The sequence below is a fragment of the Pseudomonas sp. S09G 359 genome, from assembly GCF_002843605.1.
In the GTDB taxonomy this organism is placed as follows: domain Bacteria; phylum Pseudomonadota; class Gammaproteobacteria; order Pseudomonadales; family Pseudomonadaceae; genus Aquipseudomonas.
On the sequence record NZ_CP025263.1, the window covers coordinates 2,280,144 to 2,297,013 of the forward strand.

Genomic DNA, 16,870 nt, shown 5'->3' on the forward strand with positions numbered 1-16,870 from the left:
ACGAGTACTGCCTGCCCAGGGGTTGCCATGCCGAACACCTCACTCACCATCCTGATTGCCGATGAACAACACCTGCAACGTTTGCACATCGAAAAGATGCTCAATCGGTTGGGGTACCACCGGATCGTGCCGGTGCAAACCTTCGAAGAAGTCCAGATACTCACCGCCATCCCGGCTGAGCCGTTTGATGTGCTGATCATCAACGCAGGGCTGACGCTCCCGACCTGCGGGGTTCAGCCCCAGGTACGGCATGTGCTGGTCTATGACCTGCTGGAGCCGGGCATACCCGTCGGCGCAAAGCCGAGCCTGCTGGTACGGCTGCCCGGGGCCCCCGACAACGTCAACCTCGAACACTTCATGGACATGATCGATCCACCCCAGGCCACTGCGGGCCTGAGGGTGTTGCCGTGGCTGCGGGAGTTATCCGGCAGCCCCGTGGTCGAGGTTTAGTCCCACTGTGGCGCGATGCCTTTGGGGCTGGTCAAGCGATGGCCGCGTTCCAGGCCGGCAATCAGTGCCATGTCGGCATCGCTCAAGGTCAGTTCCAGTGCCTTGAGATTGCTTTCCAGGTTGGCACGTTTGGTCGACGACGGGATCACTGCATACCCCAGCTGCATGGCCCAGGCCAGGGTCACTTGCGCCGGGGTGGCCTGATGGCGCTCGGCGATCTGCTGGATTACCGGGTCGTTGAGTACTTCGCCGTAGGCCAGGGTCATGTACGAGGTAATCTGGATGCCGTTGGCGGTGGCGAAATCCACCACCTTGCGGTTTTGCAGGTAGGGGTGCAGTTCGACCTGGTTGGTGGCAATGTGCTCGGCGCCGACGGCGTCGATGGCCTGCTTCATCAGGTCGACGGTGAAGTTGGAAATACCGATCTGGCGTGTCAGGCCCAGGCGCTTGGCTTCGAGCAACTGGCCCATGAATTCGGCGACCGGCACCTGGTCTTCCGGTGACGGCCAGTGGATCAGGGTCAGGTCCAGGTAGTCAGTCTTGAGCTTGCGCAGGCTCTCCTTGAGGCTTGGAATCAACTGCCCTTCGGCAAAGTTGGCGATCCAGATCTTGCTCGTGATGAACAGCTCGTCACGGGGCACGCCGCTGTTGGCGATGGCTTGGCCGACGTCAGCTTCGTTCTCATAGATCTGCGCGGTGTCGATGACGCGGTAGCCCAGTTCCAGGCCGTTGCCCACGGAGTCGATCACCACCTGGCCTTGCAGGCGGAAGGTGCCGAGGCCGAAGGCCGGTACAGTGTGCGTAGGGGTAGACATCAGTAACTCCTGAAGGGGGTATGAACAATGGAGTCGAGTATCCGCCCGTCGTTCCTTCGGAAAAACCGCCGTATCTGAAAAGGACTCTTTACCAGGAATCACGAGTGGCAGTGCCCGCGGGCTCATTTCAAAGACTCAACCGGCTTCACTTGCCAGAAGCGGCTACCGCGTACCGGGTTGAACAAATGTGAGAGGCGCCTTATGCGCAGGCAAGTGCGACGTTTGCCTGGCGCGCGGGACGATGTTGATAAAACTGACGGTGTCGTGCCTTGCGGTTTTTGCGTGATTGGAAAGTGTTCCAGGTTGCGAAGTCAAAGCGAGTGGCTGAGACGATGTTCGCCTGGACAAGGATGATGGGCCGAGGAATGTTCCCATTGGCATAGTGTGTATTCACCGTGACTTCCAACGTGTCTTTGTCCCGGTAGCCGCTGAGCAGGGGGATCAGTGTGAAGGTGTGATCGATGCCTGCGGATTCGGTCGGGGCTCCAACGAGTATCACGATACCCACATAGACCTTTCGGTCACTCAAGCTGAACATGCAAGGGGTGTATTGCTCGAAGGACTCTCTGAGCAGCCCCCTCAAGGGCGTTCCTTGAAGAATGCCCAACAGAAGCAGGGCGTGGAACTCTGCATCGGTTCTCAACTTCAGCGACTTCTTCTTTGCATGCACATAGAACCTAGCCCAGGCAAAAGGGATCGCCATGGCGGTTATGCCGACTTGAAGAGAGAACACCCAGAGGGTGGCGTTGTTGGCATTGGCAACGTCGAGTTTGACCAACAACCGCCCCAGGTAACCGCTGTAGTCTGTCGCGACCGCATGGCCGAGTATGTAGACCTCCTGCTTTGACAAAACCATTAGTGCGGCACTTACCAGCGCAGCGGCAATCAGGCAGGCCATTCCCAGCCTGGCGACTTGCAGGTAGAGCAGTTGCCCTTCAAAACGATGCAGCCGGTAATAGAAAAAAGGATGCAGGATGCAAACCAGATAACCGCTGACCAGTAATGGTACGACGATCAACAAACCCATGAGTCATCCGCCTCCATTTTGCGGATGTGCTGGATCGCTTCCCTGTAGCTCTGCGACGCCATGACTTCGCAGGGGTCAACGGATATGAAGCGTTCACCCACGACTTTCATCGTCTTGTGTGACCGGATGATTCTCACGCAATCCCAGTCATCCTGAGTCGGCCTTCCAAACAGCATGTGCAGTAAATACATGGCGACAACCTCGAAAAGAAGTAGCCATTTTTATAGCAACCCAATGAGCCGCCCACCACTGATGGCGCGCCGCGCCGGTATCGCCAGTTCCCGTAGGAAATGTCTCCATTTACGCCTGCGGCCTAAAATGTCGTCGGTGATGGGCAGTGGATCGTAAGGCGTTCGGCACCCGAAACGCGCCTGTGCCTGCCGAGCTGATAGGTCGTACCCCATTGCTTTAGCCAAGCACAGTGCATGTTTTGATCTGCGGGTCAGTTGCTTTTGTGCTGTTCCCGCAGGCGCTCGGCGGCACTGCGCAGCAGCTGCTCGGTAGCGTCCCAGCCCAGGCAGCCATCGGTCACCGATACGCCGTACTTCATCGATGCGCTCAAGGGCTGGCAACCTTCGAACAGGTGGCTTTCGAGCATCATGCCGATCAGCGAGGTGTCGCCCTGCAGGCGCTGCTCCAGCACATTGTTGAACACCGCCGGTTGGCGCAGAGGGTCCTTGCCGCTGTTGGCGTGGCTGCAATCGACCATGATGCGCGCCGCCACTTTGGATTTGGCCAGGTCGTGCTTCACCTGCGCCACGTGCTGCGCATCGTAGTTAGGCCCACGGTGGCCGCCGCGCAGCACCAGGTGCGTGTCGGGGTTGCCTGGGGTCTGGATGATCGCCGGGTGGCCCTGGCTGTCGACGCCGAAGTGGCGGTGCGGGTGAGCGGCCGAGCGCATGGCGTCACAGGCAATGGCGACGCCGCCATCGGTGCCGTTCTTGAAGCCCACGGGCATGCCCAGGCCGCTGGCCATTTCGCGGTGGATCTGTGATTCGGTGGTGCGTGCGCCGATCGCGACCCAACTGAGCAGGTCATCGAAGTAGCCGGCAGCCATGGGTTGCAGCAGCTCGGTGGCCACGGGCAGGCCCAGGCGCAGCATTTCGCGCATCAGCTCGCGGGACAGGGTGAGGCCGGCGGCCATGTCATCGCTGCCGTCCAGGTGCGGGTCGTAGGCCAGGCCTTTCCAGCCGATGGTGGTGCGCGGTTTTTCGACGTAGGCGCGGATCACCAGCAGCATCTGGTCGCTGACTTCCAGAGCGAGTTTCTTGAGGTTGCGCGCGTATTCCATGGCCGATTCGGGGTCATGGATCGAGCACGGCCCGACAATTACCAGTAAGCGTGAGTCTTCGCCATTGAGGATGGCGCGCACGGCTTGGCGATGGGCGTGGATCTGCTCGTTGAGGAACGGGCTGAGAGGCAACTGGTGCTTGAGCTCAAGGGAGCTGGGCAGGCGCTGAGTCAGGGCTTCATTGGCGCTGGTCAGGTTCGAAACGGGCAGGGCGGCGGTGGCGGAGTTCATATTCAAGGCTTCCTGGGCAAGCAGCGGGCTGTTCCCGCGTGCTTGGCCTACTGGGGTGTTCGACAATTGGCCGTACTGGCTACGTGTGTTGGCTTGCCACCAAGAGGTGACCGATCGGAGGCGGCAGGCTGTCCCGAACGGAGCTTGCTAAATCGCCAGGCGGTGGAAGTGTCGTAGCGGTAATAGGTGGCGTAGTTCATGGTGTGATTCCTTTAAATGTTCGATGTGAAGCAAAATGTTTAAGGGCTGAAAAAACAAAACCCCCGGTCGGGGAGCCGACCGGGGGTTAGATTTCTCTGGTAGGCGACCCCTTGAGTAGTGGGCGCCGATTTCAGGTATCAGGCGCGCCAGTGGCTAAACCAATACCCAAAATAAAAGCTGACAGGTGCGCTCGAACCGTTCACGCGGGTAGCCGACACCGAGCGCTGGGCGCTGGCAGCAGGGCAAACCTGAGTGTGGGTGAGTTGCAACATGGTGTGTCTCCAAATGATGGGAGGAGCTTACTCGACGCACGTGGGAGTATTCAATCAGAAATTTCTATTAAACCGGGGGGCTTACGGCTATGGGGTGCCTGCCGATATGCTGATTGCACTCTGATGATTGCTTGGACGCGACCATGCCTGCCTTGACCCTTGCTGCAGCTCAATCCATTTCCACCCCGGGCGATGTGCCGGCGAATATCGACCGGCACCTGGCATTTATGCGCACCGCTGCTGAGCACGGCGTGCAACTGCTGGTGTTTCCAGAATTGTCATTGACGGGGTATGAACCGTCGTTGGCGGCCGAATTAGCCATTGCGCCGCAGGATAGCGTGCTGGCGCCCCTGCGGGAGCTGGCGCGGGCGCTGCAACTGACGACGGTGGTGGGCATGCCGATCCGCCTGGCAGCTGAAGCTGGGGTGCTGATTGGTGCCCTGGTGCTTGGGGCGGACGGCTCCCTGGCGGTTTACACCAAGCAACATTTGCATGCGGGCGAAGAAGCGGCGTTTGTACCCGGGCAGGGCGGTGAGGCCCTGGAAATGGGGCGTGACCGGATTGCGCTGGCGGTGTGTGCGGACTTCTCCCACGCCAGCCACCCACGTGCCGCTGCTGAAGCGGGCGCGACCATCTACGCCGCCGGGGTGTTGATCAGCGAAGGCGGTTACGCCACAGACAGTGCGCTGCTCCAAGGCTACGCCGCCGAACATGGCCTGCTGGTGTTGATGGCCAATCATGGTGGCCCTTCGGGTGGCTGGGCCTGTGCCGGTCGCAGCGCCATCTGGGCAACTGACGGCGGGTTAGTGGTCGCCGCATCGGGCGTCGGAGAGGCGCTGGTTATTGCCCGCCGCGATGGCAGCGGTTGGGCCGGCCAAGTGATGGCGGTCTAAATGGCTTTTCACCTACGCGCGGCGACGAATCAGGATTTGCCATTTGCACGCACACTGACGCATCAGTCCATGAGCCGCTACTACCTGCAGTACGGGTTGCTGTGGTCCAACGATGGCTTTGATATCGCCTGGGCCGGTCGGGAAAACTGGCTGATTTGCCGGGACGACACCGTCTTGGGCTTTATCAGCCTGAGTCGAGACAGCCGCGCCGTGTATATCCGCGAGCTGCATATGCTCGAGGCCTGTCGCGGGCTTGGCGCCGGTAGCTGGGTGTTGGAGCAGATGGCGGTGAAGGCGCAGGCGCTGGGTTTGTTGCGTCTTACCGTGTTCAAGACGAACCCGGCCAAAAGGCTTTATCAGCGCATGGGGTTCAGTATTGTTGGTGAGGAGGACTGCTTCTGGCGCATGGAGCGCGTTTGCCACGTAAGCTAAACCATGCGCTGCATTCTAATAAGCGCATACTGGCCTCAGGAGACGAATTCCTGATCGTTGTTTTGGCCACCCGCCTCAGCAAGGATGATCCCTTCTTTCATGCCCAGAAGGACCGCTACCTTATGGGCCTCTCCACGCCGTCCCTTTTTGCGCCCAGCGAGCACTTGATAGGTGGTTGCCGGATCTACGCCATGTTCACGGGCGAACGCCTGAACGGATTTCCCTTGGTGTTCCAGCCAGGCTTTGGCTTGTGCAGCTGTGCGAATACCGGGCATAGTTCAAAACCGTTCAAGTTTGTTTAATAAAGAGATGCGCGCGTCACCTCTTGGGGTGTGCAGAATAGGATCATACATCCAAATGAGTGGAATCGGTTCGAGTTTGAGGCAGGAAAGAGAGCGACTCGGTCTGTCGCAAAAACTGTTTGGCGAAATAGGCGGCGTTGAAGCAAATGCACAAGGCAAATATGAAAGTGGAGGGCGAGCGCCCAAAGCGGACTACCTGTCTCGTGTCGCCGAAAGAGGTGTAGATATCCTGTATGTGTTGACCGGCACTGCCACGCCGATTCAGCTGGACAACCTCAGCCATATCGAAGAGAAGGTGCTGGTTGACTACCGCGCCATGTTCAAGGAGGACCAGGATGCAATCCGTCGCCTGACCTCGACCCTGGCCGAACATTCTGTTTCGTCAAATGGAAAAGCCAAGGCTTCGTCCCAGGATTCCTGACCTGTTGCCCAGCAAATTCAGCCGCCTACCGCTCGGCAGGCGCGTACTGCGCGTTCAAACTCTATATATATGACGCTTGCAGCTAGGTCTGCGCCTTGGTTTTTTGCTAAGGTGTTCAGCAACCTATAAGACCATATCGCGAGGTGTCTGCTTGATTAGGGTGCTAGTAGTCGATGACCATGATCTCGTTCGTACAGGCATTACACGAATGCTGGCTGACATCGATGGCCTGCAAGTAGTCGGCCAGGCCGAATCGGGGGAAGAGTCCCTGATCAAGGCCCGGGAGTTGAAACCCGATGTGGTCTTGATGGACGTCAAGATGCCCGGGATCGGTGGGCTGGGCGCCACGACCAAACTGCTGCGCAGCCATCCGGACATCAAAGTCGTGGTGGTCACCGTGTGCGAGGAAGATCCGTTTCCCACCCGCCTCTTGCAGGCAGGCGCTGCCGGCTACCTGACCAAGGGCGCAGGCTTGGCGGAAATGGTGCAAGCCATTCGCCTGGTGTTTGCCGGCCAGCGTTATATCAGCCCGCAAATTGCCCAGCAGTTGGCGATCAAATCCTTCCAGCCTGTCAGTGACTCGCCGTTTGATGCGCTGTCGGAGCGGGAAATCCAGATTGCCTTGATGATCGTTGGCTGCCAGAAGGTGCAGACGATCTCCGACAAGCTGTGCCTGTCGCCCAAGACCGTTAACACCTACCGTTATCGCATTTTCGAGAAGCTCGCCATCAGCAGTGATGTTGAATTGACCCTGCTCGCGGTGCGCCACGGCATGGTGGACGCCAGCGCCTGACATGACCACGCCGTTTGATCCCAGTGCCTTTCTCTCGACCTGCAGCGGCCGCCCCGGCGTGTACCGCATGTTCGACAGCGAGGCACGCCTGCTGTACGTGGGCAAAGCCAAGAACCTGAAAAACCGCCTGGCGAGCTACTTTCGCAAGAGCGGCCTGGCGCCGAAGACCGCCGCACTGGTGGCGCGTATCGCCCAGGTCGAAACCACCATCACCGCCAATGAAACCGAGGCGCTGCTGCTTGAGCAGACGCTGATCAAGGAATGGCGGCCGCCCTACAACATCCTGCTGCGCGACGATAAATCCTACCCGTACGTATTTTTATCCGACGGCCAGTTCCCGCGGCTGAGCATTCACCGGGGCGCGAAGAAGCAGAAGGGCAAGTATTTCGGGCCCTATCCCAGCGCCGGTGCGATTCGCGAAAGCCTTAGCCTGCTGCAAAAAACCTTTTTTGTGCGCCAGTGCGAAGACAGCTTCTACAAGAACCGCACACGGCCGTGCCTGCAATACCAGATCAAGCGTTGCAAGGCGCCTTGCGTGGGGTTGGTGGAGCCGGCGGAGTACGCGGAGGATGTGCGCCATTCGGTGATGTTCCTCGAAGGTCGCAGCAATGCCCTCACCGATGAACTCTCGGGCGCCATGGAGCAGGCCGCCAGTACCCTGGATTTCGAGCGGGCTGCCGAGTTACGTGACCAGATCTCCTTGCTGCGCCGCGTCCAGGACCAGCAAAGCATGGAAGGCGGCACCGGTGACGTTGATGTGATCGCGGCCTTCGTCAACCCGGGCGGCGCCTGTGTGCACTTGATCAGCGTGCGTGGCGGGCGAGTGCTGGGCAGCAAGAATTTCTTCCCGCAGACCGGTATCGACGAAGAAGTGGCCGAAGTCATGGCGGCTTTTCTGGGCCAGTACTACGTCAGCAGCCCCGAACGCGACTTGCCGTCCGAGCTGATCGTCAACGTGGTGCATGAAGACTTCCCCACCTTGATCGAGGCCATTCACGAACTGCGCGGCCGCGAGCTGGATATCAGCCACCGCGTACGCGGCACTCGCGCGCGCTGGCAGCAATTGGCCGTGACCAATGCCGAGCAGGCCTTGGGCGCACGCCTGGCGAATCGACAGCACGTAGCCGCGCGTTTCGATGCCCTGGCTGAAGTCCTCAACCTGGATGAACCGCCGCAGCGGCTGGAGTGCTACGACATCAGCCACTCCAGCGGCGAGGCCACCGTGGCCTCCTGCGTGGTGTTCGGGCCGGAAGGGCCGATCAAGTCCGATTACCGGCGCTACAACATCGAAGGGGTCACTGCCGGCGATGACTACGCCGCGATGCACCAGGCGCTTACGCGACGCTTCAGCAAGCTGAAGGACGGGGAGGGCAAGCTGCCCGATATCCTCCTGGTGGACGGCGGCAAGGGGCAGCTGTCCATGGCCCGTGACGTGCTCAACGAACTCGCGGTGCCCGACCTGATCCTGCTCGGCGTGGCCAAGGGCGCCACGCGCAAGGCCGGTTTCGAGACGTTGTACTTGAATGATGCGGCCCATGAGTTCACTTTGAAGGGCGATTCGCCCGCGCTGCACCTGATTCAACAGATCCGTGACGAAGCCCACCGTTTCGCCATTACCGGCCACCGCGCGCGGCGGGGTAAAACCCGGCGAACCTCAACCCTGGAAGGGGTGGCGGGCGTTGGTCCGACGCGCAGGCGTGACCTGCTTAAACATTTTGGTGGCTTGCAGGAGCTATCCCGTGCCAGCATTGACGAAATAGCCAAAGCACCCGGTATCAGTAAAAAGCTCGCTGAGTTGATTTATGCGAATCTGCATAGCGAATAGAATGCCTTTCCACCTCGTAGCCAGTTGTGCCGATGAATATCCCTAATCTGATCACCGTTCTACGCGTCCTGCTTATCCCGATTTTTATTTTGTTGTTCTATTTGCCCTACGAATGGAGCTACCTGGCCTCCAGTTCGGTGTTCGCCTTCGCGGCCGCCACCGACTGGCTCGACGGCTACCTGGCCCGCCGCCTGGAGCAGAGCACGCCCTTCGGCGCGTTCCTGGACCCGGTGGCCGACAAACTCATGGTGGCGGTCGCCCTGGTCCTGCTGGTACAGGAACACGGCAACCTGTGGCTGACCCTGCCGGCTGCGGTGATCATCGGCCGTGAGATCGTCGTCTCGGCCCTGCGCGAATGGATGGCCGAAATCGGCGCCCGCGCCCACGTGGCCGTCTCCAACATGGGCAAATGGAAAACCGCCGCGCAAATGCTCGCGCTGGTCATCCTGCTGGCCAACCCATCGGACTTCTCCTTCTGGGTCCTGCTGGGCTACGCCTTGCTGCTCATCGCCGCGGGCCTGACCCTGTGGTCCATGCTCCAGTATCTACGCGCCGCCTGGCCGCATCTGCGCACCACCGTTGAAAAGAAATAAACTTTTTTGAATCAAGGGGTTGACGGGTGCTGGGGATTCTATAGAATGCGCATCACCAAGCGGGAATAGCTCAGTTGGTAGAGCACGACCTTGCCAAGGTCGGGGTCGCGAGTTCGAGTCTCGTTTCCCGCTCCAAGTATTGATCCACAGATGTCCATAGGGCACTGAGGATAGCGAAATAGACGCTTCGGCGTCTTTTTTCGTTTCTGCGGAAAACCACTGAAAACCAGGGTAATCCGGTACGTTTAAGTAGTTTCTTAAGTAGTTTTTACGGAACGGCTGGAAAACGTATTTTTGATGGTTCCCCTCAGGTTACCGGACGAGCATCGGGTGCTGACTCTCTAATAGGAGCTCACCATGCCACTCTCGGAATTCACCATTCGGCATGCCCGGCCAACGGGTAAAAAATACACTATCGGCGACTTTGATGGCTTGTCGCTCATGGTGACTGCAGCCGGCAGCAAATGCTGGTTATTTCGCTACTACTGGGCTGGGCGACAGGCGTGCATGTCCTTTGGCATGTATCCCGCCGTTAGCCTGAAAGAAGCGCGCACCCATCGAGACGAAACGCGTAGGTTACTGGCTCAAAACATCCACCCGTGCGACCACCGAAAGCGGCAGCGTATTGAGATCGCAGCCGAAATAAAACAAACCTTCCAAGCGGTCTACAACGACTGGATCGACTTCCGTCGCCTGAGCCTGAAAGAAGGTCGCCAAACCACCCTCTCGCAAATCCTCAGAGTCTTCAAAAAAGACATTCTGCCCACCCTGGCTGAGCGTCCCATCAAAAGTATTACCCGCCACGACCTGCTGGCGATCCTCAGTACCATCGAACAACGCAAAGCTTTCACCATGGCCGAAAAATGCCGCACCTGGTTCAACCAGCTGTTTCGCTACGCCCTGGTAAAAGTTGAAGGCATGGAACTCAACCCCGCCTCAGACCTGGACGTCGTCGCACTGCCCAAACCACCGGTGGCGAACAACCCCTACCTGCTGATGGAGCAACTACCCGACCTGCTGAAGGCCATCCGACAATACGGCGGTCACCTTCAAACCAAACTAGGCTTGCGCCTGCTTCTGCTGACCGGCGTTCGAACAGGCGAACTGCGCTACGCCACGCCTGATCAGTTCGATCTGGAAAAGCAGCTATGGGTCATTCCGCCGGAGGTCGTCAAACAGCTCCAACTCAAGATGCGCAAGCGCAATAAACCTGCCGGTGAAATTCCGCCTTACGTCGTTCCGCTTTCCGTCCAGGCAATCGAAATCGTCCGCTACCTACTTGATCAAGTCGTACCCGCACAGAAGTTTCTGTTCTCACATCGCAGCAACCTAAAACTGCGGATCAGCGAGAACACACTGAACAATGCCCTGCACCGAATGGGCTACGCCGACCAGCTCACCGGGCACGGCATGCGCGCGACCATTTCAACTGCACTGCACGAGATCGGTTACCCCAAAAATTGGATTGACGCGCAGCTTTCCCATGCGGATCCAGACCAAGTCAGCGCCACCTATAACCACGCAAGATACATCGAGCAACGCCGCACGATGATGCAGGATTGGGCGAATCGGTTGGAGTTGTGGGCGCAGGGCAAGCATGAGGCTGCGTGTTCGCCGCTGACCATTCGGTTGGAAGGGACGGCCCCGTTGCTGGCGGCGGAGGGGGGAGCTAGCACTTCGTTGGTCTATGACGTCGCTAGTGCGCCGAAAAGGGTTACGGCGTCCTTAGGTGCTGAAGGTGATGCTTCACGTCCGGGAGCGCGCGAGGAGGGCGCAGTGGTGGCAGATGAACCGGTTGTTTCGGATATACAGCGTGAGCGTCTTGCAATGCTGGCGGCGTACGAGGCGCCGACTAATTTGACGGTGCCAGATTTTGCGCGGTTAGCGGGAATGTCGCGGGAGCAAGTGAGTCGGGAAATCAAGGCGGGACGGTTGTTAGCGATCAGTCTGGGTAATCGTGGGTTGCGGATTCCAGATTGGCAGCTGGATTCTGTGCGGCTTGCACAAACGCAGAAAGTCTTGGCGACAGGCTGCGCAATAGGGCCTTGGGACGTCTTTTGGATGCTCTCAAATCAGCTAGAGACTCCATGATTTGCCATCGATCTGAGCATGAGGTTGGTGTGTCGCACCTTGGGTCTTATCGGCACCCAACTTCAGGCTGCAATCTTGCTGATCTGGATAGCTGAAATGGCATACTGCCTCTCCAACTAGGATGGGAGAGCGTCATGATTTTTCAGCACGTGGATTTGAATAACCAGCGATTGATTGACAGTACCAGACACGACTGCGAAAGCATTAAAATGTATTGCGGTTATTTGCTCGCGGAATTGACAAAGTTTTTTGCCTTGAATCATGCCCAGGCCAATTTTGGTGTTTCCTTTGCGGCAACAGATAACCTGGTTTCTGCGGTGTCCACTCCTTATGGTGAGGCAAGGGGACGATTGACTATTCAAATTGTGGAGGGGGTAATTTCAGGTCGGTACGTTTTTGAAAAGAGCGTCGTATCGGATGATGGGAAAGATATTTGGCGGCCTATATGGGCAATCAGAATAGGTCGGTATGGGAACGTGCTACTTGGTGACGAAGGCGACATTGAGATCGATGTTACAAACGTTGGGCCGCACAGCAATGCAATCAGTGCACCTGCTAAATCGCTACTTTACAGCATTGCAAGCACTCCCATTTTCAAGCGGTAAGCAGTCAGCGTATGGCTCCGCCAAATTATGGACTAGATGATCAACGAGTTTGGAAGCCCGCCACTTCGGAAATTTACTGGGCTTCCCTAACATGTTGAGCGTTCGAACTCACGCTGGAGCCCGGCCTGCTGAGCATGATCGTTTTGATGCAGCGCATACACACCGATTCGTGTCGAAGTTATCGCTGCAATGGTCCGATGAGTATTGACCAAAACAGTTCTGCGCCGCCTTCCTGTGTCAGTTTTTGTGAGCGTGAGACATGCATCGCCATACCCAGTGACTTAAGGAATAGTGACTGATCATCATGATCCACCGAAAGCATCTCGTTAAAGCCACCACGAGCAGATGCACTGCTGGAGAATTCGATACTTCGTCCGCCCATGCCGCCAAGTGTTACGGAACATTCGCTGGCTTTGTTGCCCTGGCGGTATATCGCGCCGGTGAAGGTATTGCCGTCGATGCGGCGAAATTGACAGCTGATCCCGTCATTGCGAGCTTCCAGCTCCTGCAGCGAACCTTCGAAAAAACGTGAGATGAAGTCAAACGATTCCTGCAAGTATCTATCGGCATCCAATTCACTGAACGTCTTTTTAAGGGCGAGGTTACTGGAGCGAGGGGGGGCAGCTACTGACGCTGAGAAAGAGGGCTCAGTTGGAACGGCAAGCGGAGCAGGCGAGGTCACTGCCGGTGAAATGCGTGTTACCACAGCTCGGATCTTCCTCGCGACATCGGTGTAGGCCTCGTCGTAATTCGGCCACGTCGTGATGGCTTTGCCATCCTTGGGCGCAGCGAGCAGATTGCCCAGCGGGGTTGAATGCCAATCGCAGGGCCGGACGATCACCGGGATGATCTGCGCTTCTCCTGCGGCATTTCGCTCCAAGGCTCGTGTCATTTCGATGGAATAGCAGTACCGAGAATCGAGAAAGCTTGAGCTTACGAGCAACAGGATGACGTCGGCCGCATTGATCTGTTGGTCGATTTCATTCCCAAGATGCTGGCCAGCCAGAATTCGCCTGTCGTGCCATGATTCGATGAGCCCTTCATGGCGTAACGACGCCAGGTGTTTTTCTAACTGATCACGGTATTGCTCGTCATCGTGAGAATACGAAAAAAATACCTTTGCCATTGCTGCTCCTGACTCGCCCGTTGATGAATATGCGCTTCCGAATTGTCGTGTCGAAATAGATCACGTGGCTTGTTACGACTCAAGGCAAATATTCGCACAAGGTTGCACCGGGCGCTCATACGCTTACTGCATCAAGGTGGTGACTGGAAGACTGAAGAGCGGGAACGTATGCCAGTAGCTGTTTCGATGCCCGGAATTGCGGTTATCTGCACGATATCTTCCACAACTGATCCAACCGCGTCGTATAACTCTGACTCATCATCTCCCGCCGCATCGCCCACACAGGGTCCACCGGCACACTAGCCGAGCGCAACGTCCCTTTCCCCCAACGCCCATTGATCTCATCCAACACCGACATCACCCGTGTCGCTTCAGCAGGCTGCGACAACGCAAACAGATCATCCGTATATTCCCCAGGCTGACAAAGCCCCAGCAACAGCACCTCTGCCTTGCTGTAGTTAAACCCCATCCGAAATACCTGTTCCACCGCATCCACCGCAAACCGCGTTAATAGCCGCACATCATCCGTCGGGTAAGGCATCTCCACGACCACCCCATTTGCGTACTTAGCCTCTTCCGGATTAAACATCCCTGTCCGAATCGACACCCTGATCTTCTTGCACAACGATTTCTGCGCCCTCAGCTTTTCCGAAGCTCGCATCATGTACGTGGCCACCGCCTCTTTGATCGGCGCCAGCTCCGTCAGCCGCTGACCAAACATCCGGCTGCAGCAAATCTCTTGCTTGGGCGGATCCGGTTCGTCCAGTTCCAGGCACGGCGTGCCCGACAGCTCCCGGGCGGTCTTTTCAATCACCACGCTGAATTTCTTACGCAGCATCCGCGGATCTGCCTTGGCCAAATCCATTGCCGATTTGATGCCCATCCCGTCCAGATGTTGCTTCATTTTTCGCCCAACACCCCAGACCTCCGCCACATCAGTATTGCGCAGCACCCAGTCCCGTTTCTCCGGCGTGCAGATATCCACCACGCCACCAGTTTGCCCCTGCAGGCGCTTGGCCGTGTGGTTGGCCAATTTCGCCAATGTCTTGGTGTGGGCAATGCCAACACCCACAGGAATACCGGTGCAGCGCAGTACCTGGTTGCGTATGCATCGGCCCAGGGCGTCGAGTTCTGTCATGCCGCTCAGGTCAGCGAAGGCTTCGTCGATGCTGTACACCTCAACCGACGGCACCATTGCTTCAATCAAGCTCATGACCCGTTCACTCATGTCGCCGTACAGGGCGTAGTTGGAGGAGAAGGGCACGATGCCGTGTAGTTTGAGTTTGTGTTTGATCTGAAAGTACGGCTCGCCCATTTTGATAAAGGGTTTGGCGTCGTAGCTGCGGGCGATGACGCAGCCGTCGTTGTTGCTCAGGACTACAATCGGGGTTCTGGCCAGGTCTGGGCGGAACACGCGTTCGCAGCTGGCGTAGAAGCTGTTGCAGTCGATCAGGGCGAATACAGGCGTCGGTTTAGACATGGCTGCGCACGGTGCTGGTGATCACGCCCCAGATCGACAGCTCGTCGCCCTCAAGGATGTAGCGCGCAGGGTATTTGGGGTTTTCCGACAGCAGAATGATCTCTTTGCCACGTTTGCACAGGCGTTTGCAGATGGGTTCATTGTTGAGCACTGCGACGACGACATGACCGTGAGCGGGCTCGATGGAACGGTCGACAATGCCGATATCGCCTTCGTAGATGCCGGCGCCCTGCATGCTCTCGCCGGTGATGGTGATCAGGTAGACGTGGGGCGCGCGGATGTTTAGCACTTCGTCCATCGAGATGTGCTGCTCGATATGGTCGGCCGCCGGGGAAGGGAAACCTGCCGGTACTTGGAAGGAGTAAAAGGGCAGGGTAGCGCCGCCCTCTACTTGAGTGCAGCCGAGTTGATCATCCCGCCTGCATTGCTGAGTGAGTTGGACGCACTAGGTATGTAAGTGCATTGCGGCCCGTTCCCCCGGCGATGCAAGGCAATAGTGTGTTAGCTGCCATCCACCAAGCGCGGGGGAAACAGGGCACTCATTCAAGTCTCCCCCTTACCGGTTGCACGAATGAAAAGGTTGCGCGTTGCAGCGGATGAGCAAGATTATGGATCTCTTGCCTCATATCATCGGACTGGCCCGGGCCATCGATTTCAAACCGGATTTGCCAGCTTGTGTTCCAGGTAGTGAATGTTCACACCACCTTCGCAGAAGCCTTCATCACGAACCAGGTCCCGGTGCAGCGGGATGTTGGTCTTGATGCCGTCTACCACGATTTCGTCCAGGGCATTGCGCATGCGGGCCATCGCCTCGTCGCGGGTGGCGCCCCAGGTGATCAGCTTGCCGATCAGCGAGTCGTAGTTGGACGGAACCTTGTAGCCGCTGTACAGGTGCGAATCCACACGGACGCCGTTGCCGCCGGGCGCGTGGAAATGCTTGACCAGGCCAGGGCTTGGGATAAAGGTTTTCGGGTCTTCGGCGTTGATCCGGCACTCCAGGGAGTGGCCGTGGAGCTTCACGTCGTCCTGGGTAAAGGACAGCACGTTGCCGGCGGCGATGCTGAGCATCTCCTTGACGATGTCGATACCGGTAACCATCTCCGACACCGGGTGCTCTACCTGCACGCGAGTGTTCATCTCGATGAAGTAGAAACGGCCGTTCTCGTACAGGAACTCAAAGGTACCGGCGCCACGGTAGTTGATGTCGATGCACGCCTTGACGCAGCGAGCCAGCACTTCCTGGCGAGCGGTTTCATCCAGGCCCGGTGCCGGCGCTTCTTCCAACACCTTCTGGTGACGACGTTGCAGCGAGCAATCGCGGTCGCCCAGGTGGATGGCGTGGCCCTGGCCGTCGGACAGTACCTGGACTTCCACGTGACGTGGGTTGGTCAGGTACTTTTCCAGGTAGACCATCGGGTTGCCGAACCAGGCGCCCGCTTCGGAGCGGGTCTGCTTGGCGGCTTCGATCAGGTCTTCTTCCTTGTGCACCACACGCATGCCGCGACCACCACCGCCACCGGCGGCCTTGATGATCACCGGGTAACCGACTTCACGACCAATGCGCAGGGCGGTTGCCTCGTCTTCCGGCAGTGGGCCGTCGGAGCCAGGCACGGTTGGCACGCCGGCGGCGATCATGGCGTCCTTGGCCGACACCTTGTCGCCCATCAGGCGAATGGTTTCGGCTTTCGGGCCGATGAAGGCAAAGCCGGATTTTTCCACCTGTTCGGCGAAGTCGGCGTTTTCCGCGAGGAAGCCGTAGCCCGGGTGGATGCCATCAGCGCCGGTCACTTCAGCAGCGGCGATGATGTTCGAGACTTTCAGGTACGAGTTCGTGGCCAGTGGCGGGCCGATGCAAATGCTTTCGTCCGCCAGTTTCACGTGCATCAGTTCGGTATCGGCCGTCGAGTAAACAGCGACGGTCTTGATGCCCAGTTCTTTACAGGCGCGTACGATACGCAAGGCAATTTCGCCACGGTTGGCGATCACTACTTTTTGCAGTTTTGCGACTTCACTCATTCTGAC

17 protein-coding genes and 1 tRNA gene are annotated in these 16,870 nt (G+C 58.0%); 10 read left to right on the top strand and 8 right to left on the bottom strand.

Going from position 1 to position 16,870, the window contains the following annotated elements:
- Nucleotides 1–27 precede the first annotated feature (27 nt).
- A complete protein-coding gene (locus CXQ82_RS10480) occupies nt 28–450 on the top strand; it encodes a chemotaxis protein CheY (RefSeq protein WP_101268564.1) in 423 nt (140 codons plus the stop codon).
- On the opposite strand, the gene dkgB is transcribed toward CXQ82_RS10480, so the two are convergent.
- The 3 genes from dkgB to CXQ82_RS10500 all read right to left on the bottom strand — a co-directional run bounded on the left by dkgB (nt 447) and on the right by CXQ82_RS10500 (nt 3,814).
- Nucleotides 447–1,265: a 2,5-didehydrogluconate reductase DkgB gene (gene dkgB / locus CXQ82_RS10485; RefSeq protein ID WP_101268566.1), complete on the bottom strand. Its 819-nt coding sequence runs from the start codon at nt 1,263–1,265 to the stop codon at nt 447–449. The two genes, CXQ82_RS10480 and dkgB, sit on opposite strands and share 4 nt — an antisense overlap.
- Before the next feature lie 199 nt (nt 1,266–1,464).
- On the bottom strand, nt 1,465–2,292 hold the full coding sequence (locus CXQ82_RS10490) for a hypothetical protein (RefSeq protein WP_101268568.1): 828 nt from the start codon (nt 2,290–2,292) through the stop codon (nt 1,465–1,467).
- Between the two features lie 442 nt (nt 2,293–2,734).
- Nucleotides 2,735–3,814, bottom strand: a complete 1,080-nt coding sequence (locus CXQ82_RS10500; protein WP_101268572.1) for a 3-deoxy-7-phosphoheptulonate synthase — start codon at nt 3,812–3,814, stop codon at nt 2,735–2,737.
- 616 nt (nt 3,815–4,430) lie between these two features.
- On the opposite strand from CXQ82_RS10500, the gene CXQ82_RS10505 reads away from it, so the two are divergent.
- Nucleotides 4,431–5,180: a carbon-nitrogen hydrolase family protein gene (locus CXQ82_RS10505; protein WP_101268574.1), complete on the top strand. Its 750-nt coding sequence runs from the start codon at nt 4,431–4,433 to the stop codon at nt 5,178–5,180.
- A complete protein-coding gene (locus CXQ82_RS10510; protein WP_101268576.1) occupies nt 5,181–5,612 on the top strand; it encodes a GNAT family N-acetyltransferase in 432 nt (143 codons plus the stop codon).
- A gap of 35 nt (nt 5,613–5,647) precedes the next feature.
- Here CXQ82_RS10510 and CXQ82_RS10515 read toward each other — a convergent pair whose 3' ends face one another.
- Nucleotides 5,648–5,887: a DNA-binding protein gene (locus CXQ82_RS10515; protein WP_101268578.1), complete on the bottom strand. Its 240-nt coding sequence runs from the start codon at nt 5,885–5,887 to the stop codon at nt 5,648–5,650.
- Between the two features lie 82 nt (nt 5,888–5,969).
- Between CXQ82_RS10515 and CXQ82_RS10520 the strand changes: the two genes are divergently transcribed.
- The 7 genes from CXQ82_RS10520 (at nt 5,970) to CXQ82_RS10550 (ending at nt 12,242) form a co-directional block, all read left to right on the top strand.
- Nucleotides 5,970–6,335 (top strand): helix-turn-helix domain-containing protein, encoded by a 366-nt coding sequence (locus CXQ82_RS10520; RefSeq protein WP_101268580.1) that lies wholly within the window; start codon nt 5,970–5,972, stop codon nt 6,333–6,335.
- 151 nt (nt 6,336–6,486) lie between these two features.
- Nucleotides 6,487–7,128, top strand: a complete 642-nt coding sequence (gene uvrY, locus CXQ82_RS10525) for a UvrY/SirA/GacA family response regulator transcription factor (protein WP_032886613.1) — start codon at nt 6,487–6,489, stop codon at nt 7,126–7,128.
- Nucleotide 7,129: 1 nt separating this feature from the next.
- On the top strand, nt 7,130–8,953 hold the full coding sequence (uvrC, locus tag CXQ82_RS10530; protein ID WP_101268582.1) for an excinuclease ABC subunit UvrC: 1,824 nt from the start codon (nt 7,130–7,132) through the stop codon (nt 8,951–8,953).
- A gap of 32 nt (nt 8,954–8,985) precedes the next feature.
- The gene (gene pgsA, locus CXQ82_RS10535) at nt 8,986–9,546 is read left to right on the top strand and encodes a CDP-diacylglycerol--glycerol-3-phosphate 3-phosphatidyltransferase (protein ID WP_032886611.1); all 561 of its coding nucleotides are present in this window, start codon (nt 8,986–8,988) and stop codon (nt 9,544–9,546) included.
- Nucleotides 9,547–9,605: 59 nt separating this feature from the next.
- Nucleotides 9,606–9,681, top strand: a tRNA-Gly gene (locus CXQ82_RS10540).
- 222 nt (nt 9,682–9,903) lie between these two features.
- Complete coding sequence (locus CXQ82_RS10545) at nt 9,904–11,637, top strand: integrase arm-type DNA-binding domain-containing protein (RefSeq protein WP_101268584.1); 1,734 nt, start codon at nt 9,904–9,906, stop codon at nt 11,635–11,637.
- Nucleotides 11,638–11,771: 134 nt separating this feature from the next.
- Nucleotides 11,772–12,242 carry a hypothetical protein gene (locus tag CXQ82_RS10550; protein ID WP_101268586.1) on the top strand — a complete coding sequence of 157 codons (471 nt, stop codon included), beginning with the start codon at nt 11,772–11,774 and terminating at the stop codon, nt 12,240–12,242.
- Between the two features lie 178 nt (nt 12,243–12,420).
- On the opposite strand, the gene CXQ82_RS10555 is transcribed toward CXQ82_RS10550, so the two are convergent.
- The 4 genes from CXQ82_RS10555 to accC form a co-directional block, all read right to left on the bottom strand.
- Nucleotides 12,421–13,368, bottom strand: a complete 948-nt coding sequence (locus CXQ82_RS10555; RefSeq protein ID WP_101268588.1) for a toll/interleukin-1 receptor domain-containing protein — start codon at nt 13,366–13,368, stop codon at nt 12,421–12,423.
- 202 nt (nt 13,369–13,570) lie between these two features.
- Complete coding sequence (umuC, locus tag CXQ82_RS10560; RefSeq protein ID WP_101268590.1) at nt 13,571–14,848, bottom strand: translesion error-prone DNA polymerase V subunit UmuC; 1,278 nt, start codon at nt 14,846–14,848, stop codon at nt 13,571–13,573.
- Nucleotides 14,841–15,221 (bottom strand): LexA family transcriptional regulator, encoded by a 381-nt coding sequence (locus CXQ82_RS10565; protein WP_101268592.1) that lies wholly within the window; start codon nt 15,219–15,221, stop codon nt 14,841–14,843. The genes umuC and CXQ82_RS10565 overlap by 8 nt, the downstream gene beginning before the upstream one ends.
- A 281-nt stretch (nt 15,222–15,502) precedes the next feature.
- The gene (gene accC, locus CXQ82_RS10570; protein WP_101268594.1) at nt 15,503–16,864 is read right to left on the bottom strand and encodes an acetyl-CoA carboxylase biotin carboxylase subunit; all 1,362 of its coding nucleotides are present in this window, start codon (nt 16,862–16,864) and stop codon (nt 15,503–15,505) included.
- Between the last annotated feature and the right edge of the window lie 6 nt (nt 16,865–16,870).